Origin of the sequence: Ramlibacter alkalitolerans (assembly GCF_016722765.1) — a bacterium.
In the GTDB taxonomy this organism is placed as follows: Bacteria; Pseudomonadota; Gammaproteobacteria; order Burkholderiales; family Burkholderiaceae_C; genus Ramlibacter; species Ramlibacter alkalitolerans.
Genome location: NZ_JAEQND010000006.1, coordinates 76,648 through 95,613, shown reverse-complemented (window position 1 = coordinate 95,613; position 18,966 = coordinate 76,648). Strand labels below are relative to the sequence as shown.

15 protein-coding genes and 1 other RNA gene are annotated in these 18,966 nt (G+C 67.8%); 9 read left to right on the top strand and 7 right to left on the bottom strand.

Annotated features, from left to right (window positions below; genetic code table 11):
- The first annotated feature begins 58 nt into the window (after window positions 1-58).
- On the top strand, window positions 59-433 hold the full coding sequence (locus tag JI746_RS11735) for a VanZ family protein (protein WP_201689656.1): 375 nt from the start codon (window positions 59-61) through the stop codon (window positions 431-433).
- 45 nt (window positions 434-478) lie between these two features.
- Here the strand turns inward: JI746_RS11735 and JI746_RS11730 are convergent, their stop codons facing one another.
- The 3 genes from JI746_RS11730 to JI746_RS11720 form a co-directional block, all read right to left on the bottom strand.
- Window positions 479-2,233, bottom strand: coding sequence for a calcium-binding protein (locus JI746_RS11730; RefSeq protein WP_201689655.1), 1,755 nt, complete (start codon window positions 2,231-2,233; stop codon window positions 479-481).
- Window positions 2,234-2,390: 157 nt separating this feature from the next.
- Window positions 2,391-2,795: a hypothetical protein gene (locus JI746_RS11725; protein ID WP_201689654.1), complete on the bottom strand. Its 405-nt coding sequence runs from the start codon at window positions 2,793-2,795 to the stop codon at window positions 2,391-2,393.
- A 204-nt stretch (window positions 2,796-2,999) separates the two neighbouring features.
- On the bottom strand, window positions 3,000-3,365 hold the full coding sequence (locus tag JI746_RS11720; protein ID WP_201689653.1) for a hypothetical protein: 366 nt from the start codon (window positions 3,363-3,365) through the stop codon (window positions 3,000-3,002).
- A 209-nt stretch (window positions 3,366-3,574) separates the two neighbouring features.
- On the opposite strand from JI746_RS11720, the gene JI746_RS11715 reads away from it, so the two are divergent.
- Window positions 3,575-4,051, top strand: coding sequence for a LysM peptidoglycan-binding domain-containing protein (locus tag JI746_RS11715; protein ID WP_201689652.1), 477 nt, complete (start codon window positions 3,575-3,577; stop codon window positions 4,049-4,051).
- 38 nt (window positions 4,052-4,089) lie between these two features.
- Here JI746_RS11715 and ssrA read toward each other — a convergent pair.
- Window positions 4,090-4,464, bottom strand: a transfer-messenger RNA (tmRNA) gene (ssrA, locus tag JI746_RS11710).
- Between the two features lie 873 nt (window positions 4,465-5,337).
- Here ssrA and JI746_RS11705 point away from each other — a divergent pair.
- Window positions 5,338-7,266: a hypothetical protein gene (locus tag JI746_RS11705; protein WP_201689651.1), complete on the top strand. Its 1,929-nt coding sequence runs from the start codon at window positions 5,338-5,340 to the stop codon at window positions 7,264-7,266.
- 79 nt (window positions 7,267-7,345) lie between these two features.
- On the opposite strand, the gene gph is transcribed toward JI746_RS11705, so the two are convergent.
- The 3 genes from gph to ompA form a co-directional block, all read right to left on the bottom strand.
- Window positions 7,346-8,017 carry a phosphoglycolate phosphatase gene (gene gph, locus JI746_RS11700; RefSeq protein WP_201689649.1) on the bottom strand — a complete coding sequence of 224 codons (672 nt, stop codon included), beginning with the start codon at window positions 8,015-8,017 and terminating at the stop codon, window positions 7,346-7,348.
- A complete protein-coding gene (ubiG, locus tag JI746_RS11695; protein ID WP_201689647.1) occupies window positions 8,017-8,727 on the bottom strand; it encodes a bifunctional 2-polyprenyl-6-hydroxyphenol methylase/3-demethylubiquinol 3-O-methyltransferase UbiG in 711 nt (236 codons plus the stop codon). The genes gph and ubiG overlap by 1 nt, the downstream gene beginning before the upstream one ends.
- Before the next feature lie 91 nt (window positions 8,728-8,818).
- A complete protein-coding gene (ompA, locus tag JI746_RS11690; protein ID WP_201689645.1) occupies window positions 8,819-9,541 on the bottom strand; it encodes an outer membrane protein OmpA in 723 nt (240 codons plus the stop codon).
- Between the two features lie 231 nt (window positions 9,542-9,772).
- Between ompA and gyrA the strand changes: the two genes are divergently transcribed.
- The 6 genes from gyrA to JI746_RS11660 all read left to right on the top strand — a co-directional run bounded on the left by gyrA (window position 9,773) and on the right by JI746_RS11660 (window position 18,892).
- Window positions 9,773-12,406 carry a DNA gyrase subunit A gene (gyrA, locus tag JI746_RS11685; RefSeq protein ID WP_201689643.1) on the top strand — a complete coding sequence of 878 codons (2,634 nt, stop codon included), beginning with the start codon at window positions 9,773-9,775 and terminating at the stop codon, window positions 12,404-12,406.
- 179 nt (window positions 12,407-12,585) lie between these two features.
- Entirely contained in the window at window positions 12,586-13,671 is a 1,086-nt protein-coding gene (pheA, locus tag JI746_RS11680) for a prephenate dehydratase (RefSeq protein WP_201689641.1), read from the top strand.
- 27 nt (window positions 13,672-13,698) lie between these two features.
- A complete protein-coding gene (locus tag JI746_RS11675; protein WP_201690010.1) occupies window positions 13,699-14,568 on the top strand; it encodes a prephenate dehydrogenase in 870 nt (289 codons plus the stop codon).
- A gap of 6 nt (window positions 14,569-14,574) precedes the next feature.
- On the top strand, window positions 14,575-16,644 hold the full coding sequence (locus JI746_RS11670; protein ID WP_201689639.1) for a bifunctional 3-phosphoshikimate 1-carboxyvinyltransferase/cytidylate kinase: 2,070 nt from the start codon (window positions 14,575-14,577) through the stop codon (window positions 16,642-16,644).
- Window positions 16,645-16,812: 168 nt separating this feature from the next.
- On the top strand, window positions 16,813-18,501 hold the full coding sequence (gene rpsA, locus JI746_RS11665; RefSeq protein WP_201689638.1) for a 30S ribosomal protein S1: 1,689 nt from the start codon (window positions 16,813-16,815) through the stop codon (window positions 18,499-18,501).
- A gap of 34 nt (window positions 18,502-18,535) precedes the next feature.
- Entirely contained in the window at window positions 18,536-18,892 is a 357-nt protein-coding gene (locus tag JI746_RS11660) for an integration host factor subunit beta (protein WP_330892995.1), read from the top strand.
- Window positions 18,893-18,966: the final 74 nt, after the last annotated feature.

Genomic DNA, 18,966 nt, shown 5'->3' with positions numbered 1-18,966 from the left:
CGAGCGGAGGGACCCACCCGGCACCGCACGATGGACGCCAGCGCTGCGGCGCGTCGTGATGGGCGTGTGCCTGGTTTCCCTCGTGTGCCTGTTGCTGGCCCCGAACACGTTCCTCCGCTTCCTGCGCATCCAGTACCCGTGGATCGGCTGGCCCATGAACTGGATCGAAGCCCACTCGGCTTCGATCAACCTCGCCCACGTGATCGCCTTCGTTGCCCTCGGTTTCGCCGTGAAGCTGGGGATGGCCGTCCGCACGCGTTACGTGCTGGCACTCATCGCCACGCTGTCGGTCGCCTCCGAGATCGCACAGTTCTGGGTTCCCGGACGCACGCCCCGACTGACCGATGCGGGCGTGGACGTTGCCGGGGCATTGGCTGGCATCGCACTCGCGAGATTGGTGCTGTGGATGCGTGCGCGCGCCCGGGGAGAGTGATGCCGGTACCGGCCGAACCCCGGCCTCGCGGCGCGTGGAAGTCGTTCAGCCGACGAGCAGCCAGTCGCTCCAGGCCCCGCCATCGAAGGCGCGGATCATCAGGCCGTCCGTGCCCTCCGTCAGGCCGCCATCCGCGCGCAGCGTTTCGAACCGCTGGGGGGTGACGTCGACGACGTCGCCGGCGCGGATGAATCCGTCCGTGCCGTTGCTGTCGATCACGAAGCGACCGCTTCCCTTGGCCACGGACAGGTCCTGCACCTGGTAGCGCAGCGGCGTGTCGCCGTCCGCGTCGCTCCAGGTGAACAGGCTGGACGCGGCGACCACTTCGCCGGCGCGGGGCGACGTCCCCGAAGGCACGAGCACCGGCGCATGATTCGCCGGCGGCGCGTCGGTGGGATATGCGGGCACGCCGAAGGTCGGCGCGGGAAGGAACCAGTCGGCACTGAACTCGGCGGCCGTGCGCCCGGCCAGCACCGCGAAATCCTGGCCGGAATGGGCCAGGATCAGGCCCGCAGCCGAATCCGTTGCGGTGAGCTGGGGGAGGAATTCGGCGAGCCTGGTCACTCCTTCCAGCGAGATCCGGTCGCCCTGGGCGAAATCGAAGTCCTGCACGCGGTCCACGTTGCCGGCGGAGAGCACGAAGTGGTCGGCGCCCAGCTGGCCGATCAGCGTGTCCGCGCCCGCGCCACCCACCAGCGTATCGTTGTCGGGCCCGCCGGTGATCGTGTCGGCGCCGCCGCCACCGAACAGGAGGTCGTTGCCGTTCATCCCGCTGATCACGTCGTTGCCGTCTTCCCCATACACGACGTCCTTGCCCAGACCGCCGCGGACGATGTCGCGCCCCGGCGCGCCGAATACGAGATCGTTGCCGTCGCCGGCATCCACGTGGTTGAAGCCGTTGCCGCTGAACACCAGGTCGTCGCCGGCACCGCCGTTGATCGTGTCGTTGCCCACCCCGACGCCTCCATACAGGATGTCGTTGCCGGCATCGCCACTGAGCACGTCGCTGCCCCGCCCGCCGTCGATCCAGTCGTCTCCCCCCAACCCGTTCACCACGTCGTCGCCGTCGCTCGGATTGAGCAGGTCGTTGCTGCCGGTGCCGGTCATCGTGTCGGCGAAGCCCGTGCCCCCCACGATGTTCGGGTTGACGACGCTGTTGCGGATCGGTCCCGGCAGCGGCACGAACCAGTCCTGCGTGAAACTCGCGCTGGTGAAGTTCGCGAGCAGCGCGAAGTCCACGCCGGCATGCGAGAGCACGAGGCCCGCCGCCGAGTCGCGCAGGTCGATTTGCGTCGGGTCGAAATCCACTTCGAGCCGATCGCCGTCGCCCCAGGTGAAATCCTCGACGGTATCGAGGCCCATGTCCGGGTCGAAGGTGAAGGAGAACGTGTCGGATCCCGGGGACCCGGCCAGCAGGTCGTTCCCCGTTCCTCCGTTGAGCCAGTCGTTGTCGCGGCCTCCGCGCAGTTCGTCCGCGCCGGCGTCGCCCCACAGGCGGTCGTCCCCGGGGTCGGCGAGCAGCTGGTCGTTGCCGTCGCCGCCATGCATCAGGTCGATGCCCGTCTGGCCGACCAGGCGATCGTCGCCCTCGTCCCCGAAGAGCTCGTCGTCGCCGATGCCGCCGATCACCTGGTCGTTGCCGGGCCCCCCGGATACGAAGTCGTTGCCGCTGCTGCCCGTGAGGAAGTCGTTGCCACCGAGGCCGAAGACCGAATCGTCCCCCAGCGAGGCATTGATCGTGTCGTCATCTTCCGTGCCGACAATGGTTTCGGATTTGGCAGTGCCGGTGATCGTCGTCATTCCCTTCCCTTCCTGCACGTGGCGGCGGTCCATGCGCCCGACGTGCGGGCACTGGGTACGCGGCCAAGTTTAAAGGGCAGGGATGGCGGGCCACAACGCGGGAATCAGGGAAACGACGGGCCGCGCCGCCGCGGGGGCCGCGCCGCCCCAGCTGGGCTCAATGCTTGTCTTCGGTCTTGCGCGCCTGCGCCTTGCCCTTGCCGCCGTGCTCGTGCTTGGCGTCATCGCCCGTGGTGTGCTGGTGCTCGGCCTCGGCCGCCTTGGCCGGGGCTGCCTGCTTGGCACCAGCGACCTTGGCTTCGTGGCGCTGCTTGGCTTCCGCCAGCTTGGCGTCATGGCGCTGCTTCGCTTCGGCCAGTTTGGCGTCGTGGCGCTTCTTGGCCTCCTCCAACTTGGCTTCGTGCCGCTTCTTGGCGTCCTGCATCTTGTCGTCGTGCGCATTCTGCGCAGCAGCGGCAGCCTTGGCGGGGGTTGCGGGAGTGGCAGGCGTCGCCGGAGTCGCTTGGGCGAAGGCGGCGGAGGTCAGAACGGAAGCGGCGATGGCGAGGATGTAGCGCGTCATGGGAGTCCTGGTCGTTGAAGTACACGGAATGTGCCGTGCGCCTCGCCTTCAACGGGGCTGCCGCGCCGACGTTGACCTGCGGCGCTCGCAACAAGCGTTTCCGCGTGTCTGCCGCGTGTAACGAGCGCGCAAGGCGTTGCAGCGCCAGGATCGCCGGCACCGGCAAGCGCTCTCGCTTGCCAGCCCGGCTAAGCCATGGCGACGTCAGTGCCGCGACGCCAGCTGGCGGTCGTGGCGGCGCCGCGCCGCATCGAGCAGAGCCTGGTGCCGCACCTCGGCCTGCCTCAGCTGATCCTGGTGCCGAAGCTCGGCAGCCCGCAGCGCCGCATCATGGCGGATCCGCGCGTCGCGCAGGGCGAGCTCGTGCCGCGCGCGGGTGTCGCGGGCATTCAGGTCGTGCCGGTGTTCGTGACGGCGCAGTTGCCCGGGGGGGACACATGCTTCGCGCAGCTGGACGAGCCCGGGCGGGCAGGCGATGAGGCGATCGCCGTGGTGCACATGGCGCTCGCGCGCCATGGCGGTGCCGGCGACGCAGACGCCGGCGAGCAGGATGGCAAGAACCTTGGTCATGGAATACTCCCTTCACAGTCATGGGTCGCACGCATCGCGTGCGCAACCGTTTCAGGTTGGCATACCCGGCAGCCGGCCGATGTCGGAAAGACGCTCTTGCGGCGCGCCGCAAGGCTGACGCGGCGGCTCGTGCGCCACGGCGCCATCGAGGTCAGCCTCCGTTCAGCCGCGCCGCCCTAATCTCCTGCCCCTGGACCAAGGAGGGCACCATGCTGCGCCTGAAGTCGTGCCGCTGTTCCGGAGGCGAATGGAAGCGCATTTCCCGCGCCTCCTGGATGCGCAACCTCTTCCCGGCGCGCCGGCTGTTCGCCTGCTCGGCCTGCCACCGCCGCTTCCTCGTGCGAGAGGACGCGACGGAGCCGAATGACGTGCTCGCCAAGACCGTGATGACGCTGCTCGCAACAGCCGCTGTTGTGCTCGCGGCGCTGGGCTGGCTCTGGTCCGCTCGGCAGGCTGCGGCCGACGACCTGGCGGCCGGCAGGCCGGTCCTGCGCCCGGCATCCGCAACGTGCCAGCGTGTGCATGTCTTCAAGGAGGGTGAGACCCTGGAAAGCATCGCCCAGCAGGAGCTCGGCGATGCCTCGATGTGGCAGCAGATCAGGATCGCGAACCGCTGGCTCGACACGGCGCAAAACGGGCTGGAACCCGGGGCCCGGCTGGTGGTGCCGGCGCCCTGTGCGGGCTGAGGAGATGCCGCGGCATACGCGCCGCGGCGATCGGATGATGGTGGAGCTGGCGGGAATTGAACCCGCGTCCGCAAGCCTTCTACGAACAGTTCTACATGTTTAGCGATCTGTTTTGTTTCTCGCCAACCGGATCGCGCAGTCGCACGCTACCCGGCCAGCCAGCACCCTATTTTCTCGCCCCACACCAAGGTACCCGGTGCGGAGCCAGCCAATGTAGATTACCTTGCAGCTAGGACCTTGCGACCCTAACCCAGCCCATCGGCCAACTGTTGCAAGGCTCACCGGCAATTAAGCGGCGAGGGCGAAACGTTCGTCGTTCGCAGTTAGTTTGTTTCAGCTGGATTAACGAGGTACTCTGACCCTCGACATGCCCTGCTGCGTGTCCGAACCCACGTCGAAACCGGTGCAGCCCCAGGAGATCCGTATCTTACGTCAACTGCCCCGATTTCAAGAGCACCGGCACATACGCCCGGCGCGCCCCCCGCATGCCCGCATAAGGTGAAAAAGTTGACACCTTCTTCACCGCGAGGATAGGCTCGCCCTCCGATGAGAAATCCATGACCGGCTTTGGTCCTTGCCAGTGTTCGACGGGCGAGGTGATGCGCGTGCCCCGCTCCGCGTGGATGCGTGTGCTCTTTCCGTCCCGCCCACTGTATCGATGCAGCTGTTGCGGCTGTGAATTTCTCGTCACTCTCGCGCAGCAGGCCGAACTCGGCGCACGGACCCAGGACCGGGCAAGGGCCCGCCGCACGTCGAACGCGGATCAAGGCACGTCCAGCCGCGACCCCGCCGGCTAAGTCGTCACGCCACAGCGCGCACGGCCCGCGTACCCGCAGTTCTGCCGGCCCGCGGGTGCGCCGGGCCGCCAACGGCTCCCCGCGCTCGGAGAGAAATAGGCGCTCTTCCCTGGGAGCGCTGACGGCACGACCCGGTCACCGCCTGACCGCGCTGCCCTACCAGAAAAATGGCCGCTGCGCCTCGCCGCTTTGCGTCTGCCTGCATCGGAGTCCTACAGGTGCATCACGCCGGCATTCGCCCCCGTGCCGTCGAACGTGCTCCGAATGCCTCGATGTAAAGCCGCTTGCTGCACTGCCGCAATGATGACACGCCGACGAGCGGCATGGCTATTCTTACCTTCGATGACAACAAGACGCAGTTTTCTTGCAGCCGCAGCGCTGTTGGCGGGTTGTGGCGGCGGCGAGGACATAGTCGGGAACGAGCCCGAAGGCGCAGGGAGCGCCGCCAACCCCGAACCCCTTGCGCGGGGCTCCTTGCAGGCCAGCGCCGTGGAACCCGCCGCCAGTTCACTCTATGACGTCTGCGCGTCTGCGCGCCACGCCATCGTCTGGGGCGATGCGGCCCAGCACGCGGGCAGGTACGTGCCCAACCGCTCGCGCCCTGCCACGCCGACGGCCAACGTGCTGGCGTTCAGCACCGGACCGATCGTCAACGAAAGCAGTTCGCCGCTACCCGCCAAGACCAACTGCTTCGTCACCTGGACCGACTGGCAGGGCACCAGCCGCGCCACGCGCCTGCAATCCACCGCCCCGCAGGTGTTCTATTTCTATCGCCCGACGACCTGTCCGGCTCTCCCGCCTGGCACTTATGGCCTGAAATTCCGCTGCCGCGCCACGGCTGGCACGGGCGACCAGTCGTTCAGCTACGGCCTGACGTCCCGCCTGACCCCGGCCGTCGCCCGCGATCTCGACTGGACCGAGGACGCCTACGCGAGCGCCACCACCTTCACGCTGCAGTTCGAGTACAGCGGAGTGGGAGATATCGCGCTGCGCCTGCCCGCCGCCGGCCTGGACATCCTGATAGACCGGGTGCAGCTATATCTCGGCGGCATTGCAGCGATCCCTTCCTGGGCCGAGGAATCGGCGCGCCTGCACGGCGGTCGCAAGGGCTTCTCTTTCCCCGGCGCGATTCCGGTGGACGCCGAAGGGAACTGGAAGCTGACCGCCGATTCGGGAGGCGCCTGGATCCTCGAGCCGGGCCTGGACGACCACACGTACGACCGGGGCGTCACGGTCCTGCACGCCTGTGCGCTGGACGACCTGAACGCCGCGTCCGGCGAAACCCTGGGGTTCGCGCTCGCCACGCGCCATGACGCCCGCCTGGGCACCACCCTTTCCACCCTGCATGTCGGCTTCGAAACCAACGTCAGCCCGTACCAGGGCCAGGTCCACTTCGCGCCCTCCACCAACTTCCGGTCGCAAGCGAGCTTCCAGGCCCTGGGACAGGGCATCGTCGTGCTCGGGCAAGCGGCGGACTCCACCGGCCGCCGCATGTTCGTGGACGAGATCCCCGTGCTGACGGAGCCCGTGCCCTTTGCCCCGTTCAAGGCGAACTGCTGGCATGTGGGCTCCGGCTCCACCTCGGCGCGCGCGCACGTCAAGGACTTCGACGTCGTGGGCCGGCATTCGATGACGCTCATCTGGGACCGCGCCCTTTCGGACGAGGAATGGGCGGCGGCGGCGCGGGCGGTGCAGAACCATCTGGCGGGCAAGGGCGAAGCGCGCTTCCCCGACTTCCACGTCTTCTCCGGTGACAGCAACTGGACCAAGGCGACGGGCGACGTGATGCAGTTGCTCTCCGAGCACGACTGCTTCGGGCAGGGGCGCAACCTCTGGGCACGCGACACCTCGCGCGGCGGAACGGGCGCCGCGGAGGTCTACGGCACGCGCCCCTACCCGGCTCCGATGGACCCCCAGGGCCGTCTGCTTGCCACCGAGGTGCCGATGATGCTGGCGGCGCTGCGCGCCGGACGCAAGGTGTGCTACCACCTGCTGTGGGGCACGAACGATTTCACCGAGATCAGCGGGGTGAACAACTGGGGGGTCGCGGCCTATAACGATACCCGCCAGGCCGTGGTCGATTACCTGCTTGCGCTGCATCCCAATCTCTGGATCCTGGAGTACACGATCGTGGCCGCCGGAAGCGACAGCGGCAGGTGGTACCAGCCCAAGGACCGCGAGGCCGTCAACCGGCTGCGGCGAGCGCAGGCGGCACGGCACCTGAGTCCGCGCCACCGCCTGTGCGATCTCGGCGGGCCCAGCAGCGTGCTCGGAGACCAGGCCACAGCGGACGTCGGCACCTACCTGCTCGAGCCTCCGTACCACGGGGTGCACTTCAATCGGACGGGGGATGCTGCCGCGGCCGAGTACATCCACCGGTCGATCGTCTCGTTGCGTGCGGCGATGAAGATCTGGTAAGGCGGCGCGGAGCGCGCCACTGTGTAGCCTGCTCAGGAGCGGCGCCGGGCGCGCCGCGCCAAGCCCGACACCTCGTGCTTCAGGCCGCGACGCGAAACCGCAGCAGCGGCAACAACCCCCGCGGCGTCGCGATCTGCGTATCCGCGCCCCACTCCTTGACCTCGGTGGTTCCCAGGTAGCCGTAGGTGGCGGCCACCGTGCCCATGCCGGCGGCGCGACCTGCCTGCATGTCGCGCAGGTCGTCGCCGACGTAGATGCAGTCGGCCGGCTTCACGCCGACCTGGCGTGCGGCCTCCAGCAGCGGCCCGGGGTGCGGCTTGGCGTGCGGCGTGGAATCGCCGCCGATCACGGCCCGCGCCGACGCGAACAGCGGCATCTTCTGCGTCAGCGGGCCGGTGAAGCGCATGGACTTGTTCGTCACCACGCCCCAGGCCACACCCTGGTCCACGAGGGACGCGATCATCTCCGCCACGCCGTCGAAGACGTACGTGTTCTGCGTCATGCCGCTCTCGTAGTTGCGGAAGAACTCTTCCCGCAGTTCGGCGAAGTTCGGATGTTCCGGCGTGATGCCAAAGGCCACGCCCAGCATGCCGCGGGCGCCGGCACCGGCCATGGGCCGGTACTTCTCCAGCGGCAGCGAAGGCAGGCCGCGCGCCACGCGCATCCGGTCCGCCGCGGCGCCGAGATCGGGGGCACTGTCGATCAGGGTGCCATCCAGGTCGAACAGGACGGCCTTCACGTCTTCGAACATCAGAGTTTGCGCGCGGCAACCAGGTAGTTGACGTCCGTATCGCCGGACAGCCAGTAGCGGCGGGTGAAGGGGTTGTATTGCATCCCCCGCGTGTTCACCATGTCCAGGCGCGCCGCGCGGCACCACGCCGCCAGCTCGCTGGGCTTGATGAACTTCATGTATTCGTGCGTGCCCCGGGGCAGCAGGTTCAGGACGTACTCCGCGCCCACGATGGCGAGCAGGAAGGCCTTCGGGTTGCGATTGAGCGTGGAGAAGAACACCCAGCCGCCCGGCTTCACCAGCGTGGCGCAGGCCTGCACGATCGATTCGGGCCTGGGCACGTGTTCCAGCATCTCCATGCAGGTGACCACGTCGTACGCGCCCGGTTGCTCCTGCGCCAGCGCCTCGGCGCTCACCTCGCGGTATTGCACGTTGGGCGTGCCGGCTTCCAGGGCGTGCAGCATCGCGACGCGGATGCCCTTGGCGGACAGGTCGATGCCCAGCACGTCGGCGCCCTTGCGCGCCATCGAATCGGAGAGGATGCCCCCGCCGCAGCCGATGTCGGCCACGCGCTTGCCGGCCAGGCCGCCCGCCAGCGCGTCGATCCACTGCAGGCGCAGCGGATTGATCTGGTGCAGCGGCGCGAACTCGCTGTCGGCGTCCCACCAGCGGTGGGCCAGGTCCGAGAACTTCGCGAGTTCCGCCGGGTCGGCGTTCAGTTGTTCAGTCATGTTCTTGCGCGATTGTCTGGCGGAATCCGCGTGACGAAATGAAAAAAGGCCCCGCGCAGCGGGGCCTGTGTGCAGCTTTTCGCGCTGATGTTCAGCGGCCTGCGGCGCGGGTTCCGACCACTTCGATCTCCACGCGGCGGTTCTTCGCGCGGCCTTCGGCGGTGCGGTTGTCGGCCACGGGCTGCTTCTCGCCCTTGCCTTCGGTGTACACGCGATTGCGCTCGATGCCCTTGGAGACCAGGTAGCCCTTCACGGCTTCGGCGCGGCGCACCGACAGGCGCTGGTTGTAGCTGTCCGTGCCCACCGAGTCGGTGTGACCGACGGCGATGATCACTTCGAGGTTGATGCCCTGGATCTTGCCGATCAGGTCATCGAGCTTCGCCTTGCCTTCGGGCTTCAGGACGGCCTTGTCGAAGTCGAAGAAGGCGTCGGCCGCATAGGTCACCTTGGTGGCGGCGGCAGGCGGCGGCGGGGCCGGCGGCGGAGGCGGTGGCGGGGGCGGCACGACCGCGGGAGGCGGCGGCGGGGGCGGCGGCGGGGGCGGCGGGGGCGCCACGGCGGCAGCACGAACAAGGGCGCCATCGCAACCAACCGCAGCGGTGGCGGGCGTCCAGTTCGCATCGCGCCAGCACAGTTCATTGGTGCCGTTGCGCCACACGTACTCGCCGGTTCCGTTGACCCAGTTGTCAAGGACGGTACCACCATTGGCGGCGACGACACGGCTGCCGCCCGGGGCAGACGTGGACATCACTCCGCAACCGGCCAGCAGCGCAGTCGAGGCAAACAGCAGCGCCACTTTGTTCAGTTTCTTCATGGTTCTCCTCTTGGGGAAAGTTCGCAGCTGCGCTGCGCCAAAGCTACGTGCTCAGTGACCTATTCACCAATTACGTGCGGTTGATTGTGCCATACGCACTTAAGCAATGAATGGATGTGCCAGCGGGGTTCCGTAGGACAAAACCGCATCTGCGGGCATCTGTTGCCATGTCGCGACATGGTCTCGCAACAGGTAAAATGAAGGGTTCCGCGCCCTGCAGCAAGCCCCCTGATGACCTCTTCCTTCGCGAAAGAAACCCTGCCCGTCAGCCTCGAGGAGGAGATGCGCCGCAGCTACCTCGATTACGCGATGAGCGTGATCGTGGGGCGGGCCCTGCCGGACGCGCGCGACGGCCTCAAGCCCGTGCACCGGCGCGTTCTTTTCGCGATGCACGAGCTGAACAACGACTGGAACCGGCCCTACAAGAAGTCCGCGCGCATCGTCGGCGACGTCATTGGTAAATATCACCCGCACGGCGATCAATCGGTCTACGACACGATCGTGCGGCTGGCGCAGGACTTCTCCATGCGCCACATGCTGGTGGACGGCCAGGGCAACTTCGGCTCGGTCGACGGCGACAACGCCGCGGCCATGCGCTACACCGAAATCCGCCTGGCGAAGATCGCCCACGAGATGCTGGCCGATATCGACAAGGAGACGGTCGATTTCGGGCCCAACTACGATGGCAGCGAGAAGGAGCCGCTGGTGCTGCCCTCGCGGCTGCCCAACCTGCTGGTCAACGGCTCGGGCGGCATCGCGGTGGGCATGGCCACCAACATCCCGCCGCACAACCTCAACGAGGTCGTCGACGCCTGCCTGCACCTGCTGCGCAACCCCGAGGCTTCCATCGACGAACTGATGGAGATCGTGCCGGCGCCCGACTTCCCCACCGGCGGCATCATCTACGGCATCTCCGGCGTGAAGGAAGGCTACCGCACCGGCCGCGGCCGGGTGGTGATGCGGGCCAAGACCCACTTCGAGGACATCGACCGCGGCCAGCGCACCGCGATCATCGTCGACGAGATCCCCTACCAGGTCAACAAGAAGACGCTGCAGGAGCGGATGGCGGAGCTGGTCAACGAGAAGAAGCTCGAAGGCATCAGCCACATCCAGGACGAGAGCGACAAGTCCGGCATGCGGCTCGTGATCGAGCTCAAGCGCGGCGAAGTGCCCGAGGTGGTGCTGAACAACCTGTACAAGCAGACCCAGCTGCAGGATACCTTCGGCATCAACATGGTGGCGCTGATCGACGGCCAGCCCCGCCTGTGCAACCTGAAGGACCTGATCCAGGTCTTCCTGCAGCACCGCCGCGAGGTGGTGACGCGCAGGACGGTGTTCGCCCTGCGCAAGGCGCGCGAACGCGGCCACGTGCTGGAAGGCCTGGCCGTGGCGCTGGCCAACATCGACGAATTCATCCGCATCATCCGCGAGTCCCCCACCCCGCCGGTGGCCAAGAGCGAGCTGATGGCGCGCGGCTGGGATTCGTCTCTCGTGCGCGAGATGCTCACGCGCGCCCGCGAAGACGGCAGCGTGATCAGCGCCGACGACTACCGGCCCGAAGGCCTGGAGCGCGAATACGGCCTGCATGCGGACGGCCTGTACCGCCTCTCCGACACGCAGGCCCAGGAAATCCTGCAGATGCGCCTGCAGCGCCTGACGGGCCTGGAGCAGGACAAGATCGTCTCCGAGTACCGCGAGGTCATGGCGGAGATCGACGACCTGCTGGACATCCTGGCCAAGCCGTCCCGCGTCTCCACCATCATCAGCGACGAACTCACCGCGCTGCGCCAGGAGTTCGGCCAGACCAAGCTGGGCGCGCGCCGCAGCGTGATCGAGCACAACACGCAGGACCTGGGCACCGAGGACCTGATCACCCCGACGGACATGGTGGTGACCCTGTCCCACATGGGCTACATCAAGAGCCAGCCGCTCAACGAATACCGGGCGCAGAAGCGCGGCGGCCGCGGCAAGCAGGCGACCCAGACCAAGGAAGACGACTGGATCGACCAGCTCTTCATCGCCAACACGCACGACTACATGCTGTGCTTCTCCAACCGCGGCCGCCTCTACTGGCTCAAGGTGTGGGAGGTGCCGTCCGGTTCGCGCGGCTCCCGGGGCCGGCCGATCGTCAACATGTTCCCGCTGCAGGAAGGCGAGAAGATCAACGTGGTGCTGCCCCTCACCGGCGAATTCCGCAGCTTCCCCGAGGACCACTTCGTGTTCATGGGAACGTCCATGGGCACGGTGAAGAAGACCGCGCTGCACGAGTTCAACAACCCCCGCAAGCTCGGCATCATCGCCGTCGACCTGGACGAGGGGGACTACCTGATCGGGGCCGCGCTCACCGACGGCAAGCACGACGTGATGCTGTTCTCCGACGGCGGCAAGGCCGTGCGCTTCGACGAGAACGACGTGCGCCCGACGGGCCGCAACACCCGGGGCGTGCGCGGCATGATGCTCGACGAGGGCCAGAGCGTGATCGCGATGCTGGTGGCCGAGGACGAATCCCAGAGCGTGCTGACCGCCACCGAAAAGGGCTACGGCAAGCGCACCCCGATCACCGAGTACACGCGCCATGGCCGCGGCACCAAGGGCATGATCGCCATCCAGCAGAGCGAGCGCAACGGCAAGGTCGTCGCCGCGACGCTGGTGCATGCCGAAGACGAGATCATGCTGATCACGGACCGCGGCGTCCTGGTGCGCACCCGGGTCAGCGAAATCCGCGAGCTGGGCCGGGCGACGCAGGGCGTGACGCTGATCAACCTGGACGAAGGTTCGAAGTTGAGCGGCCTGCAGCGCATCGTGGAGAACGATGCGGGGAATGGCGAGGCCGAGGAGAACGGCGGGGGTGAGTCCGCCAAGTAACCGGGCGGCGGCTCCTGCAGGCTGGCGGTGCAGCGCAGCGAAACCCCAGCGATGCGCGAAAGCGCTGGGGTTCCGGCGCTTCGCGCGTCACCACCAGCCTACGCGCCACCAGCCAGCCGCCCCTTCGCCACCAGCCGAGTGACAAGCCGTAACCTGCCGCTATAGTTGCCGCTTCGCCCATGCCCAAACCGCTGTCCGAGCTCCGCACCGCCATCGACCAGGTCGACCGCGAACTCCTGGCATTGCTCAATCGCCGCGCCGCCCTCGCCAACGAGGTCGGCGAACTCAAGCGCGCCGAAGGCTCGCCCGTGTTCCGCCCCGAGCGCGAAGCGCAGGTGATCAACGGCCTGCAGACGGCCAACCCCGGCCCGCTGAAGGACAACAACATCGCGCACATCTGGCGCGAGATCATGTCCGCCTGCCGCGCGCTCGAGGCGCCGCAGCGCGTCGCCTTCCTCGGCCCCTCCGGCACCTTCAGCGAGCAGGCCGCCCTCCAGTTCTTCGGCGCCAGCATCGAGAAGATCCCCTGCGTGAGCATCGACGAGGTGTTCCGCGCCACCGCGGCGGGCACCGCCGAATACGGCGTGGTGCCGGTCGAGAACTCCACCGAGGGCGTGATCGCCCGGTCGCTGGATCTGTTCCTGTCCACGCCGCTGCACATCGTGGGCGAGAGCAGCCTGCTGGTACGCCACAACCTGCTGCGCAAGGACAACGCCTCGCTCCAGGGCATCGAGGTCGTGCTCGCGCACCCGCAGGCCCTGGCGCAGTGCCAGGGCTGGCTGGGCACGCACCTGCCCGATGCCGAGCGCCGCGCCGTCTCCTCCAACGCCGAAGGTGCGCGCCTCGCCGCCACGCATCCGAACTGGGCCGGCATCGCCAGCGACCGCGCCGCCACCGAGTTCGGGCTGCACATCGCCGCCCACGCGATCCAGGACGACGCCTTCAACCGCACCCGCTTCGCCGTGATCTGCCTGCCGCAGACGCTGGCCGCGCCGGAAGCTTCGGGCAAGGACTGCGTGAGCCTGATCGTCTCCGTGCCGAACCGGCCCGGCGCGGTGCACGACATGCTGGTGCCGCTGAAGAAGCACGGCGTGTCGATGACGCGCTTCGAATCGCGCCCGGCCCGCTCCGGCCAGTGGGAGTACTTTTTCTACATCGACCTGCAGGGCCATCCCGCGCAGCCCCAGGTGGCCGCCGCACTGAAGGACCTGCAGGCCCTGTGCGCCTTCTACAAGGTGCTCGGGACCTATCCCGTCGGCGAGTAACGAGGACCAGAAGAACGCATGGCAGCGATGTTCGAGCAACTGGGATTGATCGGGTGCGGCCTCATGGGCGGCTCGTTCGCGCTGGCCATGAAGCGGGCGGGGCTCGTCAAGCGCGTGGTGGGCTACAGCAAGTCGCCCTCCACCACCGAGCGGGCGCGCCAGATGGGCGTAATCGACGTCGAGGCGCCCTCGGCACTGCTCGCCGTCTCCGGCGCGGACGTCGTGCTGCTGGCGGTGCCCGTCGCGGCGACGGAGGCCACCTTCAAGGCGATCCGCCACCTGGTGACCAACAGCATGCTGATCATGGACGTGGGCTCCACCAAGCGCGAAGTGGTGGATGCCGCGCGCCGCGTGCTGCGCGACCACATCGGCTCCTTCGTGCCGGCGCATCCGATCACCGGCAAGGAACTCTCCGGCGTGGAGCACGCCGACCCCGACCTGTACCACGGCAAGCAGGTGATCCTGACGCCGATCGAGAAGACGCAGACCGCGCACCTCAAGCGGGCGCAGGCGCTGTGGGAGGGGCTGGGCTGCCACGTGCAGCAGATGGCACCGGACTCGCACGATGCCGCCTTCGCCGCCGTGAGCCACCTGCCGCACCTGCTGGCGTTCGCCCTGATCCACGCGATCGACGGCCAGGCGCATGGCAAGGACTTCCTCGGGCTCGCCGGGCCGGGCTTTCGCGACTTCACGCGCATCGCGGCGAGCGACCCGAAGGTCTGGCGCGACATCCTGCTGTCCAACCGGGTCGAACTGGTGGAGCAGGCGAAGATGTTCCAGCGCAGCCTGATGAACATGCTGCATCTGGCCGAGACGGGTGCCGGCGAGAAGCTCGAAGAGATGATCGCGCAGGCGAGCCAGGTCCGTGCCCAGTGGCACATGGGCCGCAAGAAGTAGGTCAGCGTGTTCACCACCGCCTTCCTGGACCTCGCCCCTCTCGAGGAGGCCGGCGGCACCGTCGCCCTGCCCGGCTCGAAGAGCATCTCCAACCGCGTGCTGCTGCTGGCGGCGTTGTCGCAGGGGACGACGGTCGTCCATGATTTGCTGGATTCGGATGACACGCGGGTGATGCTGGAGGCGCTGGTGGCGCTGGGGTGCGGGGTGGAGCACGCAGGCAGCACCGTGACGATCACGGGTCTTGCTCCTCCCCCCTCCGGGGGGAGGCTGGGAGGGGGGCACGCAGCGGCCGCAGCGAGCGCCCAGCGCCCCCACCCCAACCCTCCCCCAGGGGGGGAGGGAGCAATACCTCTGTTCCTCGGCAACGCGGGCACCGCGATGCGGCCGCTCACCGCGGCGCTCGCCCTTCTGGGGGGAAATTTCGAACTCTCCGGCGTGCATCGCATGCACGAGCGGCCCATCGGCGACCTCGTCGATGCGCTGCGCCAGCTCGGGTGCCGCATCGACTACCTGGGCAACGAAGGCTTCCCGCCGCTGCGCATCCGCCCGGCCCAAGCCCTGGATGTCGCCGCACCGATCCGCGTGCGCGGCGACGTCTCCAGCCAGTTCCTCACCGCCCTGCTCATGGCGCTGCCCCTGGTGGCCAGCCGCGACATCGTGCTCGAGGTGGTCGGCGAGCTGATCTCCAAGCCCTACATCGAGATCACGCTCAACATGCTGCAGCGCTTCGGCATCGCGGTCGCACGCGAAGGCTGGCAGCGCTTCACGATTCCCGCCGGCAGCCGCTACCAGTCGCCGGGCGAGATCCACGTCGAGGCCGATGCCTCCTCGGCCAGCTACTTCGTGGCGCTGGGCGCCATCGCCGGCTGCAGCGAGCCGGTGCGCATCGGAGGCGTGGGCGCCGCATCGATCCAGGGCGACATCCGCTTCGTCGAGGCCGCGCAGCAGATGGGCGCAGCGGTGACCAGCGGCCCCAACCGGCTCGAAGTGCGCCGCGGCGCCTGGCCGCTGAAGGCCGTGGACCTCGACTGCAACCACATCCCCGACGCGGCGATGACGCTGGCGGTGATGGCGCTCTACGCCGACGGCACCACCACGCTGCGCAACATCGCCAGCTGGCGCGTGAAGGAAACGGACCGCCTGGCGGCCATGGCCACGGAACTGCGCAAGCTCGGCGCCGAGGTCGAGGAAGGCCAGGACTTCATCCGGGTGGCGCCGCCGAAGGCCTGGTCGGCCGCGACGATCCACACCTACGACGACCACCGCATGGCCATGTGCTTCGCACTGGCCGCCTTCAATCCCGCCGGGACCCGCGTGCGCATCGAGGACCCGAAGTGCGTCGGCAAGACCTTTCCCGACTACTTCGAGGCGCTGTTCTCGCTGGCGCGCACTGCCGCGCCGCACATCCCGGTGATCTGCGTCGACGGCCCCACCGCCTCGGGCAAGGGCACGCTGGCGTCCGAAGTCGCGCGGCGGCTGGGCTACCACTACCTCGACTCGGGCGCGCTCTACCGCATCACCGGCCTGGCCGCGGTGCGTGCCGGGCTGGCGCTGGACGTGGCGCACGAGCATACGATCGCCAGGATGGCCGAGACGCTGCCCGTCGTCTTCGTCGACGGCAGCGTGCTGCTCGCGGGCCAGGACGTGACGGACGACATCCGCACCGAAGAGGCCGGCATGAACGCCTCGAAGGTCTCGGCGCTGCCGGCCGTGCGCAGCGCCCTCGTCGCGCTGCAGCAGAGCTTTCGCAGGCTGCCGGGCCTGGTGGCCGACGGCCGCGACATGGGCACGGTCATCTTCCCCGACGCGCCGATGAAGGTGTTCCTGACGGCGAGCGCCGGCCAGCGTGCCGACCGGCGGCATAAGCAATTGATTTCAAAAGGGATTCAGGCTAAAATCGACGATCTTCGCGCGGACCTGGAGGCGCGCGATGCGCGCGACTCCAATCGCGCCGTCGCCCCGCTGAAACCCGCGCAGGATGCCCTCCTGCTGGATAACTCGAGCCAGACCGTCGAAGAATCGGTCGCCCAGGTCCTCCGCTGGTGGGAAGAAAAGCAGCCGTTCGCCCACCCGTGAGCGGCTGGCGCGCCGGTGGTGATGCGCTGGCGCGAACGTAGGCTGGTGGTGAACCGCGTCAGCGCGTGAACCCCAGCGATCGAACAGGCCCCCGACACTCCCTCCGCGCAGCAGCGCACCGGTGGCGGGGATCGCAAACCCAACCCCGCGGGGTCACCCGCACTATCAATGTCTGAATCTTTTGCCGAGTTGTTCCAGGAATCGTTGCAGCGCTCCGAAATGCGCGCGGGCGAAGTCATCACCGCCGAAGTGGTGCGCGTGGAGCACAACTTCGTCGTGGTGAATGCCGGCCTCAAGTCCGAGGCCTACATCCCGATCGACGAATTCAAGAACGACACGGGTGAAGTCGAAGTCCAGGAAGGCGATTTCGTCTCCGTGGCCATCGACGCACTGGAAAACGGCTACGGCGACACCATCCTGTCGCGCGACAAGGCCAAGCGCCTGGCTTCGTGGATGTCCCTCGAGAAGGCGCTGGAGTCCGGCGAATTCGTCACCGGCACCACCACGGGCAAGGTCAAGGGCGGCCTGACCGTCCTCGTCAACGGCATCCGCGCCTTCCTCCCCGGATCGCTGATCGACACGCGTCCGATCAAGGACCTGACTCCGTACGAAAACAAGACGATGGAGTTCAAGGTCATCAAGCTGGACCGCAAGCGCAACAACGTGGTGCTGTCGCGCCGCGCGGTGGTCGAAGCGTCCATGGGCGAAGAGCGCGCCAAGCTGATGGAAACCCTCAAGGAAGGCTCCATCGTCCGCGGCGTGGTCAAGAACATCACCGAGTACGGTGCGTTCGTCGACCTCGGCGGCATCGACGGCCTGCTGCACATCACCGACATGGCCTGGCGCCGCGTGCGCCACCCGTCCGAGGTGGTCACCGCCGGTCAGGAAATCACCGCCAAGATCCTCAAGTTCGACACCGAGAAGAACCGCGTGTCGCTGGGTCTCAAGCAGATGGGCGACGACCCGTGGATGGGCGTTTCGCGCCGCTATCCCAACGGCACCCGCATGTTCGGCAAGATCACGAACATCGCCGACTACGGCGCGTTCGTCGAGCTCGAGCCCGGCATCGAAGGCCTGGTGCACGTCTCCGAAATGGACTGGACCAACAAGAACGTGGCCCCGTCCAAGGTCGTGTCCCTGGGTGACGAAGTCGAAGTCATGGTCCTCGAGATCGACGAAGACAAGCGTCGCATCAGCCTGGGCATGAAGCAGTGCAAGGCCAACCCCTGGCAGGAATTCGCGCAGAACACCAAGCGCGGCGACCGCGTCAAGGGCCCGATCAAGTCGATCACCGACTTCGGCGTGTTCGTCGGCCTGGCCGCCGGCATCGACGGCCTCGTGCACCTGTCCGACCTGTCCTGGAACGAGCCGGGCGAACAGGCCGTGCGCAACTACAAGAAGGGCCAGGAAGTCGAGGCGATCGTGCTGGGCGTCGACGTCGACCGCGAGCGCATCTCCCTGGGCATCAAGCAGCTCGATGGCGACCCGTTCGCCACCTTCACCTCGGTGCACGACAAGGGCTCCACGGTGTCGGGCAAGGTCAAGGCCGTCGACCCGAAGGGCGCGGAGATCGACCTGGGCAACGAGATCTTCGGCTACCTGCGGGCCTCCGAAATCAGCCGCGACCGCGTGGAAGACGCGCGCAACGTGCTGAAGGAAGGCGACGAAGTCACGGCCGTGATCACCAACATCGACCGCAAGACGCGCAACATCCAGCTGTCGATCCGCCAGAAGGACATGATCGACGAGCAGGGCGCGATGGCGCAGCTGTCGCAGCAGTCCGCGCGCGAGCAGGCCGGCACCACCAGCCTCGGCGCGCTCCTGCGTGCCAAGCTGAACGACCAGGACCGCGGCTGATCGCCGTTTGAGCGTTGAGCGTGCGGCGTTGAGCGTGGATGCGGGTCTTGCCCGCTCAACGCTCAACGCTCAACGCCGAACCTCCATGACTCGCAGCGACCTCGTAGAAGAACTGGCCTCCCGCTTCAGCCAGCTCACCCATCGCGACGCGGAATACGCCGTCAAGACCATCCTCGACGCGATGAGCGACGCCCTGGTGCGGGGGCACCGGATCGAGATCCGCGGCTTCGGCAGCTTCTCGATCAACCGCCGCCCTCCCCGCATGGGCCGCAACCCGCGCTCGGGCGAAAGCGTGCAGATCCCGGAGAAGCGCGTGCCGCACTTCAAGCCGGGCAAGGCGCTGCGCGAGGCGGTGGACGAGCGGACGAAGGAGATGGAGGCTGGACGCTGAGGGCGCGACCTTGTCACCCCCGCGAAGGCGGGGGCCCAGAGCTCCCGATGCCCGCCGCTCGCGGCGCGCCCCCG